The organism is Amaricoccus macauensis (genome assembly GCF_014201905.1).
Lineage (GTDB): Bacteria > Pseudomonadota > Alphaproteobacteria > Rhodobacterales > Rhodobacteraceae > Amaricoccus > Amaricoccus macauensis.
In genome coordinates, this window is record NZ_JACHFM010000002.1 from 270,805 (window position 1) to 294,006 (window position 23,202).

A 23,202-nucleotide genomic window follows, 5' to 3' on the forward strand; every position below is an offset into this window, starting at 1 on the left:
CCGCTACTTGACGATGGGGATCTTCGAGCGGTCGATGGTGATCGCGACGGCGAGGACGAGGACGGCACCGAAGACGATGTTCTGGGCGAAGATGTTGACGCCGAGAAACGTCATGCCGATGCGCACGACCGAGATGATGAGCGCGCCGACGAGGGTGCGCCAGATGCTCCCGACGCCGCCGGTGATTGCGGTGCCGCCGACGACGACGGCGGCGATCGCCGGCAGCAGCATTTCCGCCGCGAGGGTCGGCGAGCCGCTGGCGAGGCGGCCGGTCAGGATGATGCCGGCGAGGGCCGCGAAGCCACCCGAGAGCACAAACGCGATGACCTTCTGGCGGTTGACCTTCACGCCGGACGCATATGTCGCGGGCTCGCCGGCGCCGATGGCGGCGCTGTAGCGGCCGAAGCGGGTGTGCGCCTGCAGGATGTGCGCGACCACGAGCACGACGAGGCCGATGATCACCACGTTCGGGATCCCGGCGAGCGTCCCGGTGATCCATCCGAGATATCCGCGATCGTCGGCGCCAAGGGTGATCGAGCGCTCGCCGGAGCTGACAAGCGCGGTCGAGGCCAGCACTCCCCCCATGGCGAGGGTGGCGATGAACGAGGGGATACGCAGCCGCGTGTGGGCAAGGCCCGCGAGCAGGCCGGCGAGCGCACCAGCGGCGATCGCGGCGGGGAAGGCGGCGTAACCGAGGCGTGGCAGGGTGAGCGCCACGATGACGCTCGAGAGCGAAGCCATCGACTGGAGCGAGAGGTCGATGCCACCGAGCATGATCACGAAGGTGACGCCGGACGCGAGAATGAAGAGGACCGCCGTGTCGCCCGCGAGATCGAGCAGCGTCGCGGGCTGGAGAAACACCGGCTCGAGGGTGCCGACGATGACGATGAGGAGAATGAGGGTCGCGAGCGGCAGCCATTGCCGCACCCGGTCGGAGGCGATGTGCCGCAGGAAGGATGCCATCGTCTATACCATGTGCGGAATGAGATCGACCTGCGCCGGCTTGTGGCCGGGGCTCGCGTCGGTCCGGTGGGTGATGGTTCCGTCGCGCATGACGAGGACCGTGTGGCTGAGGCCGATGGTCTCCTCCAAGGTGTCGGAGGTGAGGAGCACCGCGACGCCCTCGGCCGATACCGTGCGGACGAGCTCATAGACCTCTTCCTTGGCACCGACGTCGAGGCCGCGTGTCGGATGGTCGAGGATCAGGATCCGCGCCTTCGCGTTCAGCCACTTGGCGAGCACGACTTTCTGCTGGTTGCCGCCCGAGAGGTTGAGGCAGAGCGCGTCAATCCCTGGCGTGCGCACCTTGAGGCGCGTCACCCAGTCGCGGGCGATGCGCTTTTCCTCGGCGCCATCGATGAGACCCCAGCGCGAGAGGCGTCCGAGATCGGGCAGGGTGATGTTGGCCGAGACCGGCAGGAAAAGCACGAGACCTTCGACGCGGCGCTCGCGGGGGATATAGCCGACGCCGCTGTCGACCGCCTGCGCGGGGTTCGCGAAGCGCACCGGGCTGCCGTTGACGGTGAGGGTGCCGGCATCGTGCGGCGCGAAGCCCGCGAGCGTCCGGGTCAATTCCTCGCGGCCCGAGCCGATGACGCCGGCGATGCCAAGGATTTCACCGGCACGCAGGGTGAAGTCGATGTCGCGGTAAGCGCCCGTGAGGCCAAGGCCGCGTGCTTCCAGGCGGATCTCGGTTCCCGGCGGCCGCTGGAGGGACTCGCGGTAGTACTCGGCCTGGAGGCTGCGTCCGACCATCGCCTGATGGAGCTTCGGGATGTCGGCCTCCGCGGCGGGCATCTCGGCGACGACGGCGCCGTCCTTCATGACGTAGACGCGGTCCGAGAGTTCGAGCACCTCGTCGAGGCGGTGAGAGACGAAGATGAAGGACGCGCGGTCCTTCAGAGCACGGACGCGGGAGAAGAGCACGTCGATCTCGGCGCGCTCGAGCACCGAGGTCGGCTCGTCGAGGAGGATGACAAGGTGGCCGGCGACTTCTTCGAGGGTCAGGGCCTTGGCGATCTCGACCATCTGCCGCGAGGCGAAGTCGAGGTCTTCCGCGCGGTTGCGCGGATCGACGTCGAGCGCGACCTTGGCGAGCTGGCGTGCGGCAGCTGCGTAGAGACGGCGCCAGTCAACGATACCGAAACGGGTGAACTGCGCCTCGTTGCCGAGGTAGACGTTTTCGCCGACAGTGAGGTTCGTGAGCAGCGACTGTTCCTGAAAGACCATGGCGATGCCCAGCGCATTCGCCTCGGCCGCGCTCGTCAGCCGGACGGGCTTGTCGCCGACGACGATCTGGCCGCCGTCCGGCTGGTAGACGCCCGAGAGGATCTTCATCAGGGTCGACTTGCCGGCGCCGTTCTCGCCGACGAGGCCGACGATCTCGCCGGGGCGGACGTCGATCGAGACGCCCTTCAGCGCCTTCACGCCGGGGAAGGTCTTGGTCACATCGACGAGGGCGAGGACCGCGTCGGGGGCGCTCATTTCACCACCCGGAGCTTGCTGCGGTCGATGGACGAGGCGACGGCCGCGATGATCATCAGGCCCTGCACGCCGATCTGGACGCTCGACGGTACGCCCATCAGCACCATGCCGTTGGAGAGGACGACGACGATGAGAACACCCACGAGCGTGCGCAGGACGCCGCCCTCGCCGCCCATGAGCGAGGTGCCGCCAACGACGACGGCGGTGACGGTGGTGAAGAGCCGGCCGGTGCCGATCTGGGCATTGCCGAGCCCGAGCTGTGCCGCGACGAGGATGCCGCCGAGCGCGTAAAAGACACCGGCAAGCGCGAAGGCGGTGATGCGGACACGCGCGACGGGGATGCCGGAGAGCACCGCCAGGTCCTCGCCGCCGCCGATCGCGAAGAGATAGCGCCCGAAGCGGGTGTGGTTCTGGATGACGACGGCGACGATCAGCGCCAGCGCCGCGATCCAGACCCCCCACGGAAAGCCGAGGAAGCGTTCGACGGCAAGGCCGCGGATCACCGGGTCGGTGATGCGGATCGCCATGCCGCCGAGGAGCGCGTTGGCGACGCCCACGCCGATGAACCACGTGCCGAGTGTCGTCATGAAGGATGGGATGCGCAGGCGCACGTGAATGAGCCCGTTCACGAGGCCGATGAGGCCGCCGATCGCGAGCACGATCAGGGCGCCGAGAATGCCGAGATCGTTGCTGTTGGCGCCGTTCAGCACCAGCATCGACAGGACGACCGCCGAGCAGGTGAGGATGCCCTCCACCGAGAGGTCGATCGAGCCCATCAGGATGATGAAGGTCGCGCCGATCCCGAGCACCAGCGGGATCGCTGCGGTCTGGGTGATGCGGACGAAGTTGCCGAAGGTCAGGAAGTTCGGATTGACGACCGCGATGATGGCGCAAAGCACCATGAGGACGATCACCGGTGCCCAGGCCGCGAGACGAAGGCGGCGGGTCCGCTTCGGCGGGGCGTCGGGGGCGTCGAGGGGGGAGGCTGCCGACACTCTGGATGGTCCTTCGCGGGGAGGATGCCATGCCTGCCCCGCGGTTCGGGGCAGGCGCCGTCTTCGCGACCGCGATCAGCCGTACTGGATCTGGCCGCTGACCCGGCCCCAGATGTCCTTCCAGTCGAGTTGCGGCTCGGCCTTGATGTTCGCGTCATAGAAGGATTGGGCATTCTCGGACGTGACGGCGACGCCGGTGCCGTAGAACTCGCGGTGCTCCTTCGGCTCCTTGGCCGGGTCGAAGCCGCCGGTCCTGGCCTGATAGCCGATTGCGAGCCCCATGCCGCCCTGCCAGTAAGGGTCCCACGAGACGGTGCCGGCCATCTCGCCCGCAAGGATTGCCTCGATCGCGAGCTGGATGCCGTCGACGCCGGTGACGGGCACCTTGCCGGCGCGGCCATCAGCGCGCAGCGCCTCGACCGCCGCGAGTGCCATGTCGTCGTTCGCCGCCCAGATGCCGCCGATCTCGTCGCCGTACTGGGTGAGCCAGGCGTTGGTCTTCTCGAGGCCTTCGGTCGCCGACCAGTTCGCCACCTGGAAATCGAGGAGCTTCACGTCCGGGTTGGCCTCGAGCGCCTGCATGAGGCCCGCCTTGCGCTCGATCGCGGGCACGTTCGACTCGATGCCGCCGAGCGCCACAATGCCGCCCTTGCCGCCCATGGCCTTGATGAGCGTCTCGGCCATCTGCTTGCCGTAGGGCACGCCCGAGAACGAGATATGCGCCACATAGTTCGGGTCATGGTCCCACGGGTGGAGGTCTTCGGGCTTGTTCCACTGGGTGAGCACGGAGGCGCCAGCCGCCTGACAGGCCTCGACGATCGGCCGCGCGTCGGGGCTGTCGTTCGGATCGACGTTGACCACGCAGTTGCCGCCGGTCTTGGCCAGGATCGCCTTGATGTCGGCGATGCCCTTCTCGGAATTGCCCTCTGTGACAAGCGTCACGTACTCGGCGCCGACCGACTTCGCGAAGGCCTCACCGCCCTTGTTCCATGTGGCGTGGTAGGGGTTCGAGAGCGATCGGATCGAGTTCACCAGCGTCGGCACCTCGGCGGCATTGCCACGGCGGGCGATGATCGCGGGCAACGCGCCGGCCGCGCCCAGGGCCGCGGCTCCCTTCAGCAGCGTGCGGCGGTGGACAAGGCCGCCGCCTCTCGACACGTGGTTCGCCATTGCAGTCTCTCTCCCTAACTTGGCGGCGTTCACACCGCCGTTTCGTTTCTCAGTGGGGTCAGGACGTCAGGTCAGGCGGGTCGAGGGCGCGGGTCACTCGGTCGATATGGGACGCGCGGGCGGTTCGGTTCCGCTCGTCGCCACGGAGCAACCTCGCCTGGGATCAGATCGTCTTCAGCATGCCTCCGTCGACGAAGTAGGTGGAGCCGATGCTGTAGGTCGCCTTGTCGGAGCAGAGGAAGACGAAGAAGTGCGCGAGTTCCTCCGGCGTGGCGAAACGACGGATCGGGGCGTGCTCGTCGGCGACGGACTGGAGATACCCCTGCCAGTCGCCACCGGTCTCTGCGGTGAGCTGGGTCGCGGTCTTTTTCCAGTCCGGCGTGAGGATCAGGCCGGGGTTGATGCAGTTGACGCGGATGTTGTCGCCGACGAGCTCGGTGGCGAGGCACTTCGAGAACATCATCAGCGCGGATTTGGTGGTGTTGTAGATCGGCTCGTACCAGAGCGGCTGCACGGCGCAGATAGAGGCATTGTGCAGGATAACCCCGCCGCCCCGCGTCTTCATCTGCGGCGCGAAGCCGCGGGCGAGGCGCACGGCGGCCATGACGTGGAGGTCCCAGTACGCCTGCCACTTGTCGTCGGGCGCATCCATCACCGTCTCGTTCGAGCCGGTGCCGGCGTTGTTGATGAGGATGTCCGCGCCGCCGAAGCGATCGGCGACCGCCTTGACCAGCGCCGCGCAGCCGTCGGCCGTCGCGACGTCGCAGGAGACCCCAAGCGTCTTGACCCCGAACCTGTCGGCGATGCGCGCGGCTTCTCCTTCGACGCGTGCGGCATCGCGTGCCGCGAGGACGACCCCCGCCCTCTCTGCCGCGAGACCTTCGGCGACGGCGAGCCCGATACCGATGCTGCCACCGGTGATGACCGCGACCTTGTCACGGAGCCCCAGGTCCATCGTATTTTCCCCCCTCGTCCCCTCGCGCGCGTTCACAGGCGCGTCTTCGGGGGCGCCGTCCACGCATCGCGTGACTAGCTATGCAACATGCTATGCACGCGGCCTGTCATCGGTCAAGATGGTTCGCATTTCAGCGCGCCAGCGGTGCCCGCGGCATGAATTCGGGGAGCGGCTTGCCAAGATACGCGTCATCGACCGACGTTGCGCGACTGGCCGGGGTATCCCAGTCGGCGGTCTCGCGCGCCTATCGTCCGGGCGCGAGCATATCGGAGGAAACCCGCCGCAAGGTATTCGAGGCGGCGGAGAAACTCGGCTACCGTCCGAGCCTCATTCCCCAGATCATGCGCGAGCATCGCTCCTACCTCGTCGCGGTGGTGGTTGGCGGGCTCTACAATCCGTTCTATGCGCAGGTGCTCGAGGAGTTCGCCCGGCGGCTGCAAGCGGTCGGCAATCAGGTCCTGCTGGTCCACGTCAACAGCGGCTATTCTCTCGATGAGGCAATTCCGAAACTCGCGAGCTACCGGGTGGATGCGATCGTCAGTGCCCTCGCGGTGCTTTCGGTGGAGGCCGCGGCGGCGCTCGCCCGCCTGCGAATCCCGGTGGTGGCCTTCAATTCGGCGGTCAGGAACGAATGGGTCTCGACGGTGTCCTGCGCCAACCGTGAGGCAGGCGCCACGATTGCCGAGCACTTCGTCGCCCGGGGCGCGCGCGCGTTCGGCTTCATCACCGGGCCGCTCGACTCGCCAGCCAGCGAGGACCGGCTCGCAGGCTACCGCGATCGCCTGCGCGACGGCGGGTACCCCGCACCGCAGGTGGCGACCGGCGACTTCCACTACGAGGGTGCGGCCGGCGCGCTTCGCACGCTTGGGGCCGGGGGGCTGCCGGATGCGATCTTCTGTGCCAACGACCTGACGGCGATGGGCGCAATCGACGCCCTCCGCGCGCGAGGCGCCCGGATCCCACAGGACGTGATGATCGCGGGTTTCGACGGCATCGCGGCGGCGGCGTGGGGAGCCTATGACCTGACGACCTTCGAGCAGGATGCGGCATCAATGGTGCGGCGGGCGGTCGAGATCGTGACAGCCACGACCGCGATGCAGCGCCCGGCCGGCGAGATCGCGATCAGCCTCCCTCCGAGGCTGGTGGAAAGGGGCTCGACACGGCGAGAGCCCGCAACCCCGAGCACTGCCCCGGAAAACTGACAGGAGCCCTATCCCGTGACCTCTCCCGCCGTCGGCATCGGTGTAATCGGCGCCGGCAACATCTCGATGACCTACATGCGCAACGCGGCACTCTTTCGCGGCGTGCGCCTCGTCGCCTGCGCCGATCTTTCCCTTGAGGCGGCGGCGCGACGAGCGGCAGAACATGGCGTGCGGGCGATGAGCGTGGATGCGCTGCTCGCCGACAGCGAGGTGGACCTCGTCCTGAACCTTACCATCCCGTCGGCGCATGTGGCGGTAACCGAAGCCGCACTCTCGGCCGGAAAGCACGTCTTCACGGAGAAGCCGCTTGCCACCACGGCCGCAGACGGGCGGCGGCTGGTCGCTGCGGCGCGTGCGCGCGGGTTGGCGCTTGGCTCGGCGCCGGACACCTTTCTCGGCGCCGCCGGCCGGCAGGCGCGGCGGCTCATTGACGCGGGAGCGATCGGACGGCTGGTCACAGGGACGGCGTTCATGTTCGGGCGTGGCATGGAGCACTGGCACCCGAACCCGCAGTTCTATTACCAGCCGGGCGGCGGTCCGCTATTCGACATGGGGCCCTACTACCTGACGATGCTCGTCAACCTGCTGGGCCCGGTGGCGCGGGTGCAGGCGTACGCGACGCGCGGACAGGACGAACGGCTGATCACCGCCCCGGGACCGTTCGAGGGCACGGCGTTTCCGGTAGGCACGCCGACGACGATCCTCTCGTTGCTCGAGTTCGCCAGCGGTCCGGTGGTGAGTTTCGGAACCTCATGGGACGTCCATCGCCACTCGCTGCCGCCCGCCGAGCTGCACGGGACCGAGGGCTCGCTCCGCCTTCCCGACCCGGACACCTTCGGCGGCATGGTCGCGCTGTCGTTCAACGGTGCGGAGTGGCGCGAGCATGACTGCGCGCTAGAGCTCTTCGGTGCGCCGAACTGGCCTTTCGATGCACCGGACCGGGCCAATTATCGGATGCTCGGTGCCGCCGATCTCGTGCAGGGACTGCATGAGGGCCGCGCGCCACGGGCGTCCGGTGATCTGGCGCTGCACGTCCTCGAGGTGATGGAGGCCATCATGACGGCCGCCGGGAGCGGCGCGGCCGTCCCTGTGCAGGGCGGTGTCATCCGCCCGCCGCTCCTGGCAGAGGAGGAGGCGCGCGGTCTTCTCTCCTGAGGGTTGTGCCGTGGCGGTCAGGGGAAGCTTTCGAGCAGCGCCGGCAGGTCGCGGAAGTGGTCAATCGTCGCCTCGGGCGAGAGCGCCGCAGCCCTCCCGGCGCCATAGCCGAAGCTTACCAGCACGACCGGGATGCCGGCATTGCGGGCGGCCGCCACGTCAGTCTCGGAATCACCGACGAGGATTGCGCGGCGGTCGCGCCCGCCAGCGCGCTCGATCGTCCCGTCGACGTGGCGGGATCGGGCTTGTGCGCCTCGAAGAGGTCACGGCCGCAGATGGCCGCGAACCTGTCGGCCACTTCCAGCCGCTCGAGAAGTGCACGGGTATGCCGGGTCGGCTTGTTGGTGCAGACCGCGAGCCGGTGACCCCGGGCGATGAGGTAGTCAAGCGCATCGGTGCACCCCTCATAGAGCGTGCTCTGCACGCAGAGATTCTTCAGGTAGATTTCGAAATAGCGCACCAGCAGGGGCCGGGATTCCTCCGGCGAGAGCGGCCGTCCGGCGCGTGCAAAGGCGCCGCCGATCAGGGTTTCGGCCCCGGCGCCACTGCCGACGTGGGTTGCCGCGTCCTCGGCCGCCATGGGGGGTACACCCGATTCTGCCAACAGCAGGTTGATGGCGTTGACGATGTCGGGTGCCGTGGCGGCGAAGGTGCCGTCGAGGTCGAAGAGAACGAGCAGCGGCTCGCGCGGCGGGCTCATGCCAGCTCCAGTTCCCGCCGCACGGCGACGGCGCGGTCGGGGAAGTCGGTGGCGAGCTGCGTCAGTGGCCGGGGCAGCCAGATGCGCAGATCCTCGGTCGTGTGGACCTTGCCGACGCCGAGCCGGTCGGGGCCGATCAGTTCCAGACGGAGGTCATAGCAGTGTTCGAGGACCGGCCGCTCCACGTTGATGATGCAGCCGGGGATCTCCTGAAAGCGCCGGATGCCGTTCCTGAGCCCGCCGAGCATCTGCAGCGTCGGACGCTGGAACGGGGTGGCGACGCTCGCCTCGGGCCGGAGTTCGCGCACGCGCTCGACAACTTCTGGCACAAAACAGAGATAGCGCACGCGCCGATCCATCCCGTGCTTTTCCACGAGGTCGATCACCTTCGCCTCAAGGTCGGGGTAGGGGGTGGAGAGCGGGTCGGTCTTGAGCTCGATCAGCACGCGGACGGCGCCGGGCGCGAGCGTGGCGAGGACCGTGTCGAGCGTCGCGAGGCATTCGCCGCCGGCATCGCGGATCGGCACGCGGGTGAGCTCTTCGGCCGTCTTGCCGACCACCGTGCCGGTGCCAAGCGTCGTGCGATCGAGCGTCGGAACATGGATCACGATGACTTCGCCGTCGCTCGACAGATGCACGTCGAGTTCGACGAAATCGACGCCGAGGGCTGCGGCCTTCAGGAACCCCGCGATGGTGTTCTCGGGCCAGAGGCCAAGCCCGCCGCGGTGGCCGATGATGCTGACCATTGTCGTTTCTCCGGTCTCTTGGGGGGATCAGTGAAGGGTCGGGTCCATGCGGTCGCGCAGCCAGTCGCCGACGGTCGAGATGGAAGGGGTGGTCAGGACCACGACCGCGCTCGGCGCGAGCAGGATCCACGGCGCTGTGTGGAGGTACTGGCGCCCGAAGCCGATCATGTTGCCGAGGCTGCTGGCCGGGGGCTGCACGCCGAGGCCGAGGAACGACAGGCCGGTTTCCAGCAGGATGACCTCGGGGAAGGTCAGCGTCATGGTGACGAGGAGTGTCCCGCCGATGTTCGGCAGGATGTGCACGAGATAGACCCGCGCCGGCGAGGCGCCAAGCTGGCGCACCGCTCGGGCATATCCCTGTTCCTTGGCCGAGATCGTCAGGCCGCGCGTCAGGCGGGCGTAGCGCTCCCAGCCGCTCAGTCCCATGAGACAGACGAGCAGGAACAGGTTGCTGCCAAAGATCGCCAGTACCGCGAGCGCGATGATCATGAAGGGGAGCGACGAGCCGACGTCGGCGAGAGCCATCATCATGTCCTCCACCACGCCACGGAAGTGGGCGGCGATGAGGCCGACGGCGGTGCCGATGACTGCCGAGATGATCGCCGCCACGAAGGCGATCGCCACGCTCATGCGGATGGAGAAGATGAGCCGCGTCATCACGTCCCGCCCGAGTTCGTCGGTGCCGAACGGATGCAGCACGCTGCCGCCGAAGCCCATGGGCGAGTGCAGGCGGTTGCGCAGGTCGGTGGCGTTGATGGCGTAGGGCGTGAGCACGTCCGCGAGCGCCGAGACCGCCAGCATGAGCGCGGGCCATCCCAGCGCGAAAAGGACAAGCAGCGGCCACTTCTCGAAGAAGCGGGAAATGCGTCCGGGCGGAGTGTAGTTCTGATCCATGGTCTGTCCGCTTACCTGGCCGGCGTCGCGCGGGCGACGCGGATGCGCGGGTCGATCACCCCGTAGAGGAAATCGACCACGAGGTTCGCCGTGACCATCGACGTGGCGATGAGGATCAGAAGGGTCTGCACCACCGCCATGTCCCGGCTCGAGACCGAGAGCACGAGGAGGCGCCCGACGCCGGGCCAGCTGAACACTGTCTCCACGATCACCGCCCCTGCGACGAGGCTGCCGATCATCAGGCCGATGATCGTGAGCGTCGGCACGGCCGCGTTCGGCAGGACGTGGGTGATTACGACCCTCCGCCAGGGCAGGCCCTTGGCGCGCGCGGCGATGACGTAGGGCTGGCTCAGCACCTCCACCATCGCCGAGCGGGTGAAACGCGCGATGACGGCCGCCCCGGCCGTGCCAAGCGTCAGGACGGGCAGGACGAGGTCTGAGGGCCGCTCGAAGCCGCCGGAGGAGAACCAGTGCAGCGTGACGGAGAAGATGATGACGAGGAGAAAGCCCATGACGAAGTTCGGCACCGCGTGGCTGAAGACCGCCGCGGCGATCGTCAGGCGGTCAATCCACGTGTTGCGATTCAGCGCCGCAAAGATGCCCGCAGGGATACCGATGCCGATCTTGAAGACGAGCGCCGGGATCATCAGCGTCAGCGTGGCGGGGCAGGCGGTCGAGCACCAGTTCGAGCGCTGGCCGGCCGTCGCGTATGCTCTGGCCGAAGTTGCCGTGGAGGATGTTGGACCAGTAGGCGAGGTACTGCTGCCAGAGCGTCTGGTCGAGACCCCACTCCTTGCGGAAGGCGGCGAGCACCTCGGGCGGCGTGTCGGGCGAGAGCATGACCGTCGCGGGGTCGCCCGCCGCGTGCAGTGCAAGAAAGGCGAAGGTCACGACCGCCACCACCGTCGCCGTGGCCCGAAGGAGCTTGATCAGGATGAATCCCTGCATCACGCGGTCCTTGCGAGAGGACCGGGGATCCGGCCGTGCGCCGCATGGCATGCGACGAGCTGGCCGTCCGGCAGCCGCTCGAGCGTCGGCCGCTCGGCCATGCAGAGCTGCTGCGCGAGCGGGCAGCGCGGGCGGAAGGGACAGCCGGTGGGCACGTCGATGGGGTTCGGCGGCTCGCCGCGGGGCTGGATGCGCCGCCTAAACCGCCTGCCGCCGCCGAGCACCGCGGGGACCGCATCGACCAGCATCCGGGTGTAGGGGTGTTCCGGCTGCTCGAAGAGCCGCTTCGGCGGCCCCTGCTCGACGATCCGCCCGAGGTACATCACCGCGACATCGTGGCTGATCTGCCGCACCACCTTCAGGTCATGGCTGATGAAGAGATACGCGAGGTCGAATTCTGCCTGCAGCCGTTCGAGCAGGTTCAGGACCTGCGCCTGGATCGAGACGTCGAGCGCCGAGACCGGCTCGTCACAGACCAGCACCGAGGGGTTCAGCGTCAGCGCCCGGGCGAGGACCACCCGCTGCCGCTGGCCGCCGGAGAGCTCGTGCGGATAGCGGTCGAAGTGGTGCGGTTGCAGGCCGACGTTGCCAAGCACCGCGCGTGCCCGCGCCTCGCGCTCGGCCCTGTCGCCGAGCCCGTGGATCAGCAGCGGCTCCATCACCTGCCGGCCGACCGGGATGCGGCGGTCAAGGGCGGAGAGCGGATCCTGAAAGACCATCTGCATGTCGCGCCGCTGGCGGCGCCAGCGGGCATCGTCGGTGCCCGCGATCGGCTCGCCGTCGAGCAGGGTTCGGCCGCTGGTCGGAGGGATGAGGTCGATGCTGAGGCCCGCGGTCGTGGACTTGCCGCAGCCGCTCTCCCCGACGATGCGGCCCCGCCTGAGGCTGAAGGAGACGCCGTCGAGGGCCTTCAGGACTGCCTGCCGCCCGAAAAGCCCGCCGGGCAAGCGCACGGCGTAGTGACGGACGAGGTTCTCGGCGACGAGAAGATCGGTCACGAGGCCACCATCTCCTGTCTTGCGGTGGCCGTCGCCATCTCGTCTCGCCTGAGGCAGGCGGAGCGATGCATGGCCGTCGCACCGGCGGGGCTCGCGAGGGGCGGCTGCGCGGCCCGGCACTCGGGCCTCGCGAAATCGCAGCGCGGCTCGAAGACGCAGCCGGGGGGCGGGCTCCACGGCTCGGGCACCGATCCACGGATCGGGCGGGTGCGCTCCCCGGCACTGTCGGGGATCGCGGCAAGCAGCCCTCGCGTGTAGGGGTGCGCCGGCCGAATGAAGATCTCGGAGTTCTGCGCGTTCTCCATGACACGCCCGGCATAGAGCACAACCACCCGGTCGCAGTTCTCCGCCACCACGCCGAAATCATGCGAGATGAGGGCGAGCGCCATCCCGGTGTCGCGCCTGAGTTCGTCGAGCAGGTCGAGGATCTGCGCCTGCACAGTGGCATCGAGCGCCGTCGTCGGCTCGTCGGCCACGAGCAGGCGCGGCCGGCCGGCGAGGGCGATGGCGATCATCACCCGCTGGTTCATGCCGCCCGAAAGCTGGTGGGGATAGTCCTTCAGGCGCTGGGCGGCGAACGGGATCTGCACGCGGTCGAGCAGCCGCTTTGCCTCCGCATGTGCCGTGTTCCGGTCCATCCCCCAGTGGTGGCGCAGGCTCTCGCGGATCTGCGAGCCGATCGTGCGGAGCGGGTTGAGCGAGCTGCTGGCGTCCTGAAAGATCATCGCGATCTCCCGGCCTCGGACGCCGGTGATCGCGGTTTCGTCGAGGCCAAGCAGATCGCGCCCGTCGAGGAGCACCTCACCCGAGACACGCGCGCGCGGCCCGAGCAGCCCGAGCGCCGCGAGCCAGGTGATGCTCTTGCCGCTGCCGCTCTCACCCACCAGTCCGACGGCCTCGCCGCGACCCACGGTCAGGTTGACGCCGCTCAGCGCGCGAAACTGGTGCTGCCTCGTCCGGAAGTGGATCGCGAGATTGCGGATCTCGATCAGCGGAGCGTCTGGCGGCCGAGCGGCTACTCTGTCCTCCATCGGTCTAAGGACTTGAAGATCAGGTTGTCGGCGCGGAAGTCGAGGGCGCGGCCCGTGCCGGGCTGCCATTCGAAGCCACCTCTGGTCGCGTAGAAGCTCGCGAGCTGGTGGAGCATGACGTAGGACGGATCCTCGACTTCCACGATTCCCAGCATCCGCCGGAACGCCGCCTTGCGCGCGGCGGGATCGGTGCCGCTGACGAGGATCTCGGATTTTGCATCGAACTGGTCGTTCGACCACTCGTCGTTCACCCGGACGAGGCCGCCTTTGCCCTGCTGGACGAGCAGCGAGCCGATCGGGTCGCCGAACTGCGCGGCATTCGACCATTCCCGCATCCCGCGCGGGGTCGCCTTGTCCTGCATCTTGGCGCCGCTCTCCACCATCTGGATCTCGACGTTCAGTCCGACCTGCGAGAGCATGTCGACGAGTACTTGTGCGGTCGCGACCTGCATCGGGTAGTAGTCGTTCTGGACCCGGAACGGGATCGGCTCGCCGGCATAGCCGGCTTCCGCCAGCAGGGCCCTTGCCTTCTCCGGGTCGTAGGCCGGGTTCTGCCAGTCCTCGATGAACATGTCGCCGTAGGATTTGAACTGTCGTCCCTGAGGCACGATCGTCCGGCCAGCCCAGAGCGTGTCCACGATGAGCTGGCGGTCGATGGCGTGGCTGATGGCCTGCCGGATCCGCGGGTCGGCGAGTGGCTTGTCGTTCTTGACCAACTGGAGGAAGAGCTGGCCGTCGATGACGTCGCCGAGCGTCTCCAGCCCGGCGTTCTGGCCAACTATATCGACCTGGTCCGGTGGCAGGTTGGTGATGAGATCGAATTCGTCGTTCAGGAGCCCATTCACTCGCGACGAGGTCTCAGGCACCACCCGGAAGGTCACGCGATCGGTGTTCGGCAGGCCGCCCCAGTAGTCGGCATGGGCGTCGAGGATCAGGTGTCGGTCGGCGTCGAACTCCCTTACCCTGAAGGGTCCGGTCCCGACCGGCGCGCGGCTGTAGGCGGCATAGTCGGCGGCCTTGAGGAACGCCTGCTTCGAGTGGATCTCCATGGCCTGACGCGCCAGCCGCTGCTCCAGCACGATGTCGGGCGTGCGTGCGACGAGGCGGACGGTGTGGGCATCGACCACCTCGACCCGGTCGAGCGTCGAGAAGATGTTGCGCGCGGCCGCGATCACCTTCTCGGGGAACAGCGCGCCACTGCCGTCGCCGGTGATCCCCTGTGCGTCGAACGTGAAGGCCACGTCTTCCGCCGTGAAGTCCCCGCCTTCGTGGAACTTCACGCCCTTTCGGAGGGAAAGCTCCACCGTCCGAGGGTCGATCCGCCGCCACGATTCCGCCAGCACCGGCTTCAGGGTGGCGTCGCCCTTCTGGTTCAGGGCTATGAGCGGCTCGAGGAAGCTTCGGTAGATCGTCTCGGCGTTGTTGTTCAGCTCGTTCCGGCACCAGCGTGCCGTTGTTGGTGACGCCGGTCACCGCCACCACGAAATTCTGCCGACGGATGGGCGCGGACCGTGCGAAGCCGCCGACCGGCAGAATCGCGACTGCGCTCGCTGTAATCGCGGCCTTGATCAAATCGCGTTAGTTCATCCCGAACTCCCTCTTTCAGGAGGCGGAGGACTACTGCCAGTTTGATCAATATGGGTGTCGGCGTGGATGTCAACAATGCCGGTGCCCCTAGTCCGTTTCGAGCTCTGGGCACCCGGCGATCCGAGGGCTTTCCCAAGGCGGCGCTCGCCGGGAACTCGGGTGTCCCGGAAGATGGATTTCGTGCAGTCGGCCTCCCACCGCGGATTGCCTCTAACCCCAGGGGTATATCGAGCCGTCCGCCGGTAGGTCGGCGATCCTTTCCGCCGGGGGCGCAAGGCTGGAAGCCGGGATCATCGGCTTGCCGCCCTTGGCCAGATCCGTTAGCGCACGCGCTTCCCAGTTCACGAGCGGTTGCCATGCGTCCGGATACTCTCGCCATCGATTTCGGCACCTCGAACTCTGCCGCGGCCATCCTCGAGAACGGCGTTCCACGCCGCCTGCCGATCCAGCCCGAGTCGGATACGCTGCCGACGGCGGTGTTCTTCCCCACCGAGGGCGGGGGGATGCGGATCGGCGACGCGGCGAGCGAGGCGCTGATCTCCGGTGAGCCGGGGCGCTACATGCGGGCGCTGAAGAGCGTGCTGGGCGGGCCGCTGCTCAACGAGACGCGGATGATCGGCGGCAGGCGGCAGACACTCGCGGAGGTGATCGCGGCCTTCCTCCGGGCGCTGCGCGAGCGCGCCGAGGCCGCGACCGGCGCGCGGTACCGGCGGGCGCTCTCGGGCCGCCCGGTGCATTTTCACACCGCCGATCCGGTGCGCGACGCCCGGGCCGAGGCGGATCTGCGGAGCTGCTATCTCGCCGCCGGTTTCGAGGAGGTCGAGTTCCTTGCCGAACCCGAGGCCGCCGCGCTCGCCTGCCGTCACCTCGGGACCAGCGGGCCCGCCGGACTCGTCGTCGACATCGGCGGCGGCACCTCGGACTTTACCGCCTTCGTGGTCGAGGGCGACGAGGTGAAGGTGCTGGCGAGCCACGGCATCCGGCTCGGCGGCACGGATTTCGATCAGGCGGTCTCGTTGGCGAACGCGATGCCGCTCCTCGGTCTCGGCGGCGAGCTGCGCCGCGAGATGGGACCGGGGCTGCTGCCGGTGCCGAAGGCGATCTACGCGGACCTCGCGACGTGGGCGAAGATCCCCTTCCTCTACACTCCCGCCACGCGCCGGGAGGCGGCGCTGATGGCGCGGCTCGCGACCGAACCGGCGCAGCTTGGGCGGCTGGTGCGGGTGCTCGAGGACGAACTCGGCCATGAGCTCGCCTTCGCGGTCGAGCGGGGCAAGATCGCGGCGAACGAGAACGCGCCTGAGGCCCGCATCGCGATGGAGTTCATCGAGCCTGGCCTCACGGCACCCCTCACGCCCGAGGCGCTCCGCCTCGGCATGGGCAGGTTCGGCGAGGACCTGCGGCAGGCGGCGGCCGAGACGCTGGCAATGGCCGGCCTGCGTGCGGACGAGGTCGGCAACGTGATCCTTGTCGGGGGATCGAGCCTCATGCGGCTGGTGACCGACATGGCCCGCGTTCTGCTGCCCGAAGCAACCCTGCAACGCTCTGAAGCCTTCACCGCCGTGGTGGATGGCCTCGCGCTCGCGACGGCAATGCCCGTCCGGACCGACTCGGCGCGCCGGGCGGTGGCCGAAGGCTGAACCGGGACAGGCGGCGTCTCTGGCCGACGAGGAACGGGCGGGATCAGGTCCCGGGGATGTTGACGGGGATCATCCTCATCTGTTCCGACAGGGCGGCGGCCGTCCTGAGCACCGTTTGGGTCAGCGCCGCCTCGCGTGCGTCGATTTCCGCGAGCGGCATCACCAGTGACACTGCGGCGCGGCATTTTCCGTCCGGGCCGAGCAACGGCGCGGCGATGCACGACAGATGCGGGGCGACGATGCCACGGGTCGAGCAGGCGAGCGCGTCACGGCTGGCGGCGATGTCGTCGATGAACGCCTGTGGCGTGATCGAGTCGCCGTTCGGGAACCGGTAGTGCTCGGCGGGGATTTCCCGGAGGATGGTGTTCGGCGGTACGTCGCGCAGCAGGAAGCGCGCGGATGCGGTGTGGGGCAGGGGGAAGCGGGCGCCCTCCGACGAGCGCAGGTAGGGATTGTCTGCGCTGGTCATTGCGAAGGCGACGAACTGCGTCCAGTTTTCGAGCACGACGAGTTCGGCGACCACGCCGGAGGCGTCGGCGAGCTCCTGGAGCAGCTGGCGCGCCACTGCCGGGAAGCTGTTGGTGCGTCCGTAGGCCATCCCGAGGCGGCCGGCGCGCGGCCCGAGCTGGTAGTGTCCGTCCGATGCCGGTTCGAGGTATTCGCGCGCCACGAGAAGCTCGACGAGCAGGTACAGGGTGGATTTCGGAGCCTTCAGTGCGGAGGCCAGATCCTTGACTGTGACCGGGGATACCCTTTCGAGATGGTCGAGAACGTCGAGAATGCGATCCGTGCCGCGTCCGCGAACACTGACCGTTCCTCGGGCTGCGGGCCGGGATTTGCCGGCGGTTCGTGGCGCTGTTTCAAAGGGTTTCATGAGTGCGCTCACCTGTTCCCGGCAGGGGCCGGAACGGTTACGCCCGGCGCTCCGTCTCCAGCAGGTCGGAACTCCGGCGAGCATGGAGGACGGGATTATAATGTGTCAATATGCACAATCGTCACAGTTGCGTTGCGCCGGGCCAGCGCGTGGTTGACGTGAGGGGTCGTTGACGTGAGGGTCGGGCCTCGCAACGAGACCCGACCCCTGCGGCCCGCTCAGGTGCGCAGGACGCGGTAGATCGCCGGGATCACCAGCACCGTCAGCAGCGTCGACGAGGCGAGGCCGAAGAGCAGCGAGATGGCGAGGCCCTGAAAGATCGGGTCGGTCAGGATCACGCCGGCGCCGATCATCGCGGCGAGGGCCGTGAGCAGGATCGGCTTGAAGCGGATCGAGCCGGCCTCGATCAGGGTCTCGGTCAGGGGCTGGTCCGGTCTCGCGCCGTGGCGGATGAAGTCCGTGAGGAGGATCGAGTTCCGCACGATGATGCCCGCCAGCGCGATGAAGCCGATCATCGAGGTGGCAGTGAACGGCGCGTGGAACAGCCAGTGCCCGCCGAGGATGCCGATGAAGGTGAGCGGGATCGGCGTCAGGATGACGAGCGGCACCTTGAACGAGCCGAACTGCGCGACGACGAGGATGTAGATCCCGAGCAGCGCCACCATGAACGCCGCGCCCATGTCGCGGAACGTCACCCAGGTCACTTCCCATTCGCCGTCCCAGAGCAGGGTGGGGTGGGCCTCGCTCTCCGGCTGGCCGTGCAGGCGGATCACCGGCTTCGGCAGGCCGGTCCAGTCCTGCGCGTCGAGCGCCTTCTGGACGGCGAGCATGCCGTAGAGCGGCGCCTCGAAGGCGCCCGCGAGCTCGGCCGTCACCATCTCGGCGGCGCGGCCATCCCGGCGGTAGACCGGAAAGGACGCCTGCTCCTCGCTGATCCGCACCACGTCGCCGAGCTCGACCACCCCGCGATCCCCCGGCAGCACGTTCGCCGGGATCGGCGTCGTCAGCGCCCGTTCGTCGAGGGTCTGCTCGCCGGCCGGGCGTTCGATCCTGATCGGGATCGGCTGGCGGCCGTCGCCACGGTGCGAGTAGCCGACGGTGGTGCCGCCGCCGAGGATCGCCAGCGTGTCGAAGACGTCCGACTCCTGCACGCGGTAAAAGTCCGCGTCGTCGGTCGAGATCGTCGCGCGCAGCCGGCGGGCCGGGTCGCCGAACGAGTTGTCGACGTCGACCACGAACGGCACGGAGCGGAACGCAGCCTCCACGCGCTCTGCGACGGCGCGGCGGGTCTCCGGGTCCGGCCCGTAGATCTCGGCGAGAAGCGTCGCGAGCACCGGCGGCCCGGGCGGCGGCTCGACCACCTTGAGTGCGGTGCCGGGTGGCACGTCGAGCGCGCGGAGCCGCTCGCGGATATCGAGCGCGATCGCGTGGCTCGCCCGGTCGCGGTCCTCCTTCGGGACGAGGTTGATCGCGACGTCACCCATTTCCGGGCCCGCCCGGAAATAGGCGTGGCGCACGAGGCCGCCGAAGTTGAAGGGCGCGGCGGTGCCCGCGTGCACCTGCGCCGAGCGCACCTCGGGCAGCGCGAGAACGGTCCGCGCCACCGCCTGCGCCACCGCGTCGGTCGCCTCGACCGAGGCGCCTTCGGGCAGGTCGATCACCACCTGAAGCTCTGACTTGTTGTCGAAGGGCAGCAGCTTCACCGTCACGTGCTGGGTGTAGAAGAGCGAGAGCGAGCCAAGGGTCAGCACGCCGACCGCGACGAGGAACAACCAGCTTCGCGCCTTGGTCGCAAGGAGCGGCCGGGCGACGGCGGCGTAGGCGCGGCCGAGCACCCCGCCGGTGCCGTGGGCGCCGTCGTGATGCGCGGCGGGCGCGCGGCCCGCGACCTTCAGCATGAGCCACGGCGTCACCGTCACCGCGACGAAGAACGAGAAGATCATCGCCGCCGAGGCATTCGCCGGGATCGGGCTCATGTAGGGACCCATCATGCCCGAGACGAAGAGCATGGGCAGCAGTGCCGCGACCACGGTCAGGGTGGCGACGATCGTCGGGTTGCCGACTTCTGCCACCGCCTCGATCGCGGCCTGCCGGCGATTGTCCTTTCCGGGCATGGCCCAGTGGCGGGCGATGTTCTCGATCACCACGATCGCGTCGTCGACGAGGATGCCGATCGAGAAGATCAGCGCGAAGAGCGAGACGCGGTTCAGGGTGTAGCCCATCAGCCAGGAGGCGAAGAGCGTCAGGAGGATCGTCACCGGGATGACGACGGCAACGACCACGCCCTCGCGCCAGCCGATGGCGATCACGACGAGGCCGATGATCGAAACCGTGGCGAGGCCCAGGTGGTAGAGGAGCTCGTTCGCCTTCTCGTTCGCGGTCTCGCCGTAGTTCCGGGTGACCTCGACGCGGACGTCCTCCGGGATAAGCGGCCCGTGAAGTTCGTCGACCCGGGTGAGGATCGCCTCGGCCACGGTCACGGCGTTCGCGCCGGCCCGCTTGGCGACGGCGAGGGTGATGGCGGGGACACGGTCTTCACCGGGTGCCAGCGTCGAGACGAGGCGCGTGCCGCTCTCGATGGCAAAGCCGACGTCGGCGACGTCGCGGACATAGACCGGACGGCCATCGCGGGTGGTGATGAGGAGGTTGCCGATTTCCTCCGGCGTGCGCAGCGACTCCCCGGCAAGGACGGTGATCTGCTCGCCGCCGTCGCGGACGCTGCCGGCGGGGAAGGCGCGGTTGGCGCCCTCGACCTTGCCCACGAGCTGCTGGAGCGTGACGCCGTAGAGCGCGAGCCGGCTCGGGTCCGGGGCGACCCTCAGCATCTCGCCGGTATCGCCGACGAGATAGGTGAGGCCGACATTCTCGACCTTCGCCACCTCGGAGCGCAGTTCGCGGGCGATGCGGGTCAGGTCGTTGGGGGTGATCCGCCCGGCCGCGGCCGGCGCGGGCGACAGCGTCAGCGACAGGATCGCCACGTCGTCGATGCCGCGGCCGATGATCAGCGGGTCGGGGATGCCGACGGGGATGCGGTCGAAGTTCGCCCGCACCTTCTCGTGGACGCGCAGGATCGCCGCATCCGATGAGGTGCCCACCTCGAAGCGCGCCGTGACCATCGTCCGGTCGTCCGAGGTCTGGGAGTAGACGTGCTCGACGCCGTTGATCGCCTTGACGATGGTCTCGAGCGGTTCGGTGACGAGCTTGACCGCGTCCTCGGCCTTGAGGCCGTCGGCGCGGACGATGATGTCGACCATCGGCACCGAGATCTGCGGCTCCTCCTCGCGCGGCAGCGACACCAGCGCCAGCAGGCCGAAGACCACGGCGGCGATCAGGAACAGCGGCGTCAGCGGCGAGGCGATCGTCGCACGGGTGAGCCGCCCGGCGATCCCGAGATTTGGCTCCGCGCCCTCACGGTCACTCATGGCACCACGATCTCATCTCCGGCGGCGAGGCCGGTCAGCACCTCGATCCGGTCACCGACCGGCTCGCCGAGGACGACGGTGCGGGCGACCGCGGCGCCGCCCTCCATCACCGTCACGAAGTCGATGCCCGAGCGGGTCGCGACCGCCGCGGCGGGCACGAGCAGCGCGTCGCGCTCCCCGACCGGCAGCGAGACCGGCACGCGGGCATTGACGAAGGCACCGGGCAGGTTGGCGACTTCGACGTCCGCCGTGACCCGGCCGCCGGTGATCTCGGGGTAGAGCCTGGCGAGGTGCCCCTCGGCCGGGGTATCCGAGCCGATGCGGATCGTGTCGCCTTCCTTCAGCGCCGAGGCGTGCCGTTCGGGCACGGACAGGCGCAGGAAGAGCCCACCGGAGCCGATGGTCGCCACCGGCTCTCCGGCGAGGATGACCGCGCCACGGGTGACAGGCACCGTCAGGACGCGGCCGTCCTCGGGCGCCAGCACGTCACCCTCGGCGCCTTGCTGGACGACCACCGCCCGGCTGGCCTCGGCGGCCGCGAGCTGGCCCCGGGTCACGTCGACGGTGGTGCGAAGCTGGTCGAGGCGCTGGGCGGTGGTGACGCCGCGCGCGATCAGGGTCTCGCCGCGGCCGAGTTCGGTCTCGGCCGTGGTAAGCTGTGCCTGCAAGGCCTTGATCTGCGCGTCATAGGCCGCGATCTGGAAGCCGATCTTGTCGTCGCGGACCATCGCAATGCGCTGGCCCGCGGTGACCGCGTCCCCCTCCGTGACGAGCAGTTCCTCGATCAGACCTCCGATGCGGGCACGGGCCGGAACCTCGGTTCGGGGGGCGACCGTGCCGTAGATCGGCTTCCATTCGGTGATCGCCTCAGGCGCGAGCGTGAGGGTTCCCGCCGACGCCGCGCCAGAGGCGAGGAGGCCGGCGACAAGAGTCAGGACGCGCATGGGGGGCCTCAGAAAGCGGCGCCGGGGCGGAAGCCGAGCTTGCGGAGCATCTTCGCCGCCGGGCAGAAGCCCGTGAAAGCCGACTGGAAGAGATTGAATCCCACGAAGATCGTCAGCCAGACGAAGTGATGCGACACCCAGGCGGTCAAGGCGACCGAGAGCAGCACCATGATCCCGGCGAAAGCGAGGACGGAACGGTCGAGTGTCATTGAGTTTCCCCTGCGGAGTGCAGATGAGTGCGTTTCGGGCCGCCGTCATTGCGGTCCTTGACACATATATAACCGGTTCCTAATTTAGCAATGCCTGATATAATCGCCATGGACACAGAAAACGACATTGACGCACTGCAGCAGAAGGTCGGCATGGTAAGCGCCACTTTGCGACTGCTGGGGAACGAGAAGCGGCTGCTGGTGCTCTGCCGGCTGTGGCTCACCGGCGAGATGTCGGTGGGCGCGCTTGCCGATGAGGTGGGTCTCAGCCAGTCGGCGCTGTCGCAGCATCTCGCCCGGTTGCGGGCCGACGGGCTGGTCACGACCCGGCGCGAGGCCCAGGTGCTTTACTACAGTATCAGCGACCCGCGAGTGCGGGCTCTGCTGGAAGCGCTCTACGGGATCTACTGCAAGCCCGAGGCGGACGCCTGATCCGACGCCGCCTCGAGGCGCTCACCGGTCGATCATCGGGCGGAAGCAGCGCCGCCCTGATCGGGACCGGACCGGATCACCGCCCGAGCGACGCCGGCCCGCCGTGCGCCGCGACCGCGGAAGCCATGCCCGTCCCGGCAGCCGAGCCCGCGAGGATCGCTGCCGGGTAGAGGACTTCGATGTCGGCCATCTCATGCCAGATCGCCCGCTCGGCGAGACGCGCGATCTCCGGCCGCCCGTTCCCGTCGGCGGCGGCGTAGAGATCGGCCAGCGCACCGATGACCCCGGTCGTCGCGTCCGACAGCCGGGGCAGTTCCGCCTCCAGCCGCCACATGGCGTCTTTCCCCACGACTGCGTTTCCGATCCCGAGGAACGGCAGGACGGTGCTCTCCTCCGCCTCGGCATGGGCGTCGAAAAGCGGAAGCACGGCGCGGGCCGCGTCGCCGACCTCGCCGGGTGTGGCTGCGGCCTCCGCGAACTGCGCGAGGAAGTCCGCGTGTTCCAGACGGAGCGCCAGCGGGGTGTCCGGCGGCGCGGCGTGCGCCGTCACCGCGAAGGCGGTCAGGACGGCGGAAGCGATGAACGGGGCATGCACGAGCTTTTCCAACGCAAGGTCTCCTCTCGACAGATGCCGTCAGTGTCCGGGCTCCGCCTGAGCCCAGCCTGACGGGTTCAGCGACTTCGCTTCAGCGTGGCGTCAGGGACGGGCGCTCCGGTGAGATACGCCTCTGCCGCCCGCACACCCGCCGGGATGCCGACTGTTTGTCGGAATGCGGGTATCGAGCCACCTTGAAACGCCGCTGTGGTTAGTTAGTT

Annotated in this window: 23 protein-coding genes; 4 read left to right on the plus strand and 19 right to left on the minus strand. The window is 68.5% G+C overall.

Features of this window, described 5'->3' with window-relative positions; all coding sequences use genetic code 11:
- Positions 1–3: 3 nt before the first annotated feature.
- The 5 genes from HNP73_RS08810 to HNP73_RS08830 form a co-directional block, all read right to left on the minus strand.
- The gene (locus HNP73_RS08810; RefSeq protein ID WP_184148307.1) at positions 4–963 is read right to left on the minus strand and encodes an ABC transporter permease; all 960 of its coding nucleotides are present in this window, start codon (positions 961–963) and stop codon (positions 4–6) included.
- A 3-nt stretch (positions 964–966) separates the two neighbouring features.
- Positions 967–2,484 carry a sugar ABC transporter ATP-binding protein gene (locus HNP73_RS08815; protein WP_184148308.1) on the minus strand — a complete coding sequence of 506 codons (1,518 nt, stop codon included), beginning with the start codon at positions 2,482–2,484 and terminating at the stop codon, positions 967–969.
- Positions 2,481–3,479 carry an ABC transporter permease subunit gene (locus HNP73_RS08820; RefSeq protein ID WP_221288417.1) on the minus strand — a complete coding sequence of 333 codons (999 nt, stop codon included), beginning with the start codon at positions 3,477–3,479 and terminating at the stop codon, positions 2,481–2,483. Before HNP73_RS08820 ends, HNP73_RS08815 begins: the two co-directional genes overlap by 4 nt.
- A gap of 75 nt (positions 3,480–3,554) precedes the next feature.
- On the minus strand, positions 3,555–4,649 hold the full coding sequence (locus tag HNP73_RS08825; RefSeq protein WP_184148309.1) for a sugar ABC transporter substrate-binding protein: 1,095 nt from the start codon (positions 4,647–4,649) through the stop codon (positions 3,555–3,557).
- Positions 4,650–4,812: 163 nt separating this feature from the next.
- Positions 4,813–5,604, minus strand: coding sequence for an SDR family NAD(P)-dependent oxidoreductase (locus tag HNP73_RS08830; RefSeq protein WP_184148310.1), 792 nt, complete (start codon positions 5,602–5,604; stop codon positions 4,813–4,815).
- Between the two features lie 173 nt (positions 5,605–5,777).
- On the opposite strand from HNP73_RS08830, the gene HNP73_RS08835 reads away from it, so the two are divergent.
- Positions 5,778–6,806 carry a LacI family DNA-binding transcriptional regulator gene (locus tag HNP73_RS08835; RefSeq protein ID WP_221288419.1) on the plus strand — a complete coding sequence of 343 codons (1,029 nt, stop codon included), beginning with the start codon at positions 5,778–5,780 and terminating at the stop codon, positions 6,804–6,806.
- Between the two features lie 15 nt (positions 6,807–6,821).
- Complete coding sequence (locus HNP73_RS08840; RefSeq protein ID WP_343063237.1) at positions 6,822–7,961, plus strand: Gfo/Idh/MocA family protein; 1,140 nt, start codon at positions 6,822–6,824, stop codon at positions 7,959–7,961.
- Positions 7,962–7,978: 17 nt separating this feature from the next.
- Here the strand turns inward: HNP73_RS08840 and HNP73_RS08845 are convergent, their stop codons facing one another.
- From HNP73_RS08845 to HNP73_RS08880, 9 genes are read right to left on the minus strand one after another with little or no spacing between them, the layout of a single operon-like run.
- Complete coding sequence (locus HNP73_RS08845; protein ID WP_484477029.1) at positions 7,979–8,146, minus strand: HAD hydrolase-like protein; 168 nt, start codon at positions 8,144–8,146, stop codon at positions 7,979–7,981.
- Positions 8,077–8,661, minus strand: coding sequence for an HAD hydrolase-like protein (locus HNP73_RS08850; protein WP_184148313.1), 585 nt, complete (start codon positions 8,659–8,661; stop codon positions 8,077–8,079). Before HNP73_RS08850 ends, HNP73_RS08845 begins: the two co-directional genes overlap by 70 nt.
- A complete protein-coding gene (locus HNP73_RS08855; protein WP_184148314.1) occupies positions 8,658–9,407 on the minus strand; it encodes a glycerophosphodiester phosphodiesterase family protein in 750 nt (249 codons plus the stop codon). Before HNP73_RS08855 ends, HNP73_RS08850 begins: the two co-directional genes overlap by 4 nt.
- 27 nt (positions 9,408–9,434) lie before the next feature.
- Positions 9,435–10,301, minus strand: coding sequence for an ABC transporter permease (locus tag HNP73_RS08860; protein ID WP_184148315.1), 867 nt, complete (start codon positions 10,299–10,301; stop codon positions 9,435–9,437).
- A gap of 11 nt (positions 10,302–10,312) precedes the next feature.
- Positions 10,313–10,948, minus strand: a complete 636-nt coding sequence (locus HNP73_RS08865) for an ABC transporter permease (protein ID WP_246399695.1) — start codon at positions 10,946–10,948, stop codon at positions 10,313–10,315.
- On the minus strand, positions 10,866–11,249 hold the full coding sequence (locus HNP73_RS23225) for an ABC transporter permease family protein (RefSeq protein WP_246399696.1): 384 nt from the start codon (positions 11,247–11,249) through the stop codon (positions 10,866–10,868). The genes HNP73_RS08865 and HNP73_RS23225 overlap by 83 nt, the downstream gene beginning before the upstream one ends.
- Complete coding sequence (locus HNP73_RS08870) at positions 11,249–12,247, minus strand: oligopeptide/dipeptide ABC transporter ATP-binding protein (protein WP_184148316.1); 999 nt, start codon at positions 12,245–12,247, stop codon at positions 11,249–11,251. The genes HNP73_RS23225 and HNP73_RS08870 overlap by 1 nt, the downstream gene beginning before the upstream one ends.
- Positions 12,244–13,278 carry an ABC transporter ATP-binding protein gene (locus tag HNP73_RS08875; RefSeq protein ID WP_184148317.1) on the minus strand — a complete coding sequence of 345 codons (1,035 nt, stop codon included), beginning with the start codon at positions 13,276–13,278 and terminating at the stop codon, positions 12,244–12,246. The genes HNP73_RS08870 and HNP73_RS08875 overlap by 4 nt, the downstream gene beginning before the upstream one ends.
- On the minus strand, positions 13,263–14,621 hold the full coding sequence (locus HNP73_RS08880) for an ABC transporter substrate-binding protein (protein WP_184148318.1): 1,359 nt from the start codon (positions 14,619–14,621) through the stop codon (positions 13,263–13,265). The genes HNP73_RS08875 and HNP73_RS08880 overlap by 16 nt, the downstream gene beginning before the upstream one ends.
- Before the next feature lie 600 nt (positions 14,622–15,221).
- Here HNP73_RS08880 and HNP73_RS08885 point away from each other — a divergent pair.
- The gene (locus HNP73_RS08885) at positions 15,222–16,505 is read left to right on the plus strand and encodes an Hsp70 family protein (protein ID WP_184148319.1); all 1,284 of its coding nucleotides are present in this window, start codon (positions 15,222–15,224) and stop codon (positions 16,503–16,505) included.
- 43 nt (positions 16,506–16,548) lie between these two features.
- Here the strand turns inward: HNP73_RS08885 and HNP73_RS08890 are convergent, their stop codons facing one another.
- From HNP73_RS08890 to HNP73_RS08905, 4 genes are all read right to left on the minus strand, one after another.
- The gene (locus tag HNP73_RS08890) at positions 16,549–17,379 is read right to left on the minus strand and encodes an IclR family transcriptional regulator (protein WP_184148320.1); all 831 of its coding nucleotides are present in this window, start codon (positions 17,377–17,379) and stop codon (positions 16,549–16,551) included.
- Positions 17,380–17,597: 218 nt separating this feature from the next.
- Positions 17,598–20,801, minus strand: a complete 3,204-nt coding sequence (locus HNP73_RS08895) for an efflux RND transporter permease subunit (RefSeq protein WP_184148321.1) — start codon at positions 20,799–20,801, stop codon at positions 17,598–17,600.
- Entirely contained in the window at positions 20,798–21,745 is a 948-nt protein-coding gene (locus HNP73_RS08900) for an efflux RND transporter periplasmic adaptor subunit (RefSeq protein ID WP_184148322.1), read from the minus strand. The genes HNP73_RS08895 and HNP73_RS08900 overlap by 4 nt, the downstream gene beginning before the upstream one ends.
- Positions 21,746–21,753: 8 nt before the next feature.
- The gene (locus HNP73_RS08905; protein ID WP_184148323.1) at positions 21,754–21,954 is read right to left on the minus strand and encodes a YgaP family membrane protein; all 201 of its coding nucleotides are present in this window, start codon (positions 21,952–21,954) and stop codon (positions 21,754–21,756) included.
- A gap of 153 nt (positions 21,955–22,107) precedes the next feature.
- Between HNP73_RS08905 and HNP73_RS08910 the strand changes: the two genes are divergently transcribed.
- Entirely contained in the window at positions 22,108–22,386 is a 279-nt protein-coding gene (locus HNP73_RS08910; RefSeq protein WP_246399697.1) for an ArsR/SmtB family transcription factor, read from the plus strand.
- A 76-nt stretch (positions 22,387–22,462) separates the two neighbouring features.
- Here the strand turns inward: HNP73_RS08910 and HNP73_RS08915 are convergent, their stop codons facing one another.
- Complete coding sequence (locus HNP73_RS08915) at positions 22,463–22,993, minus strand: hypothetical protein (RefSeq protein ID WP_184148325.1); 531 nt, start codon at positions 22,991–22,993, stop codon at positions 22,463–22,465.
- Between the last annotated feature and the right edge of the window lie 209 nt (positions 22,994–23,202).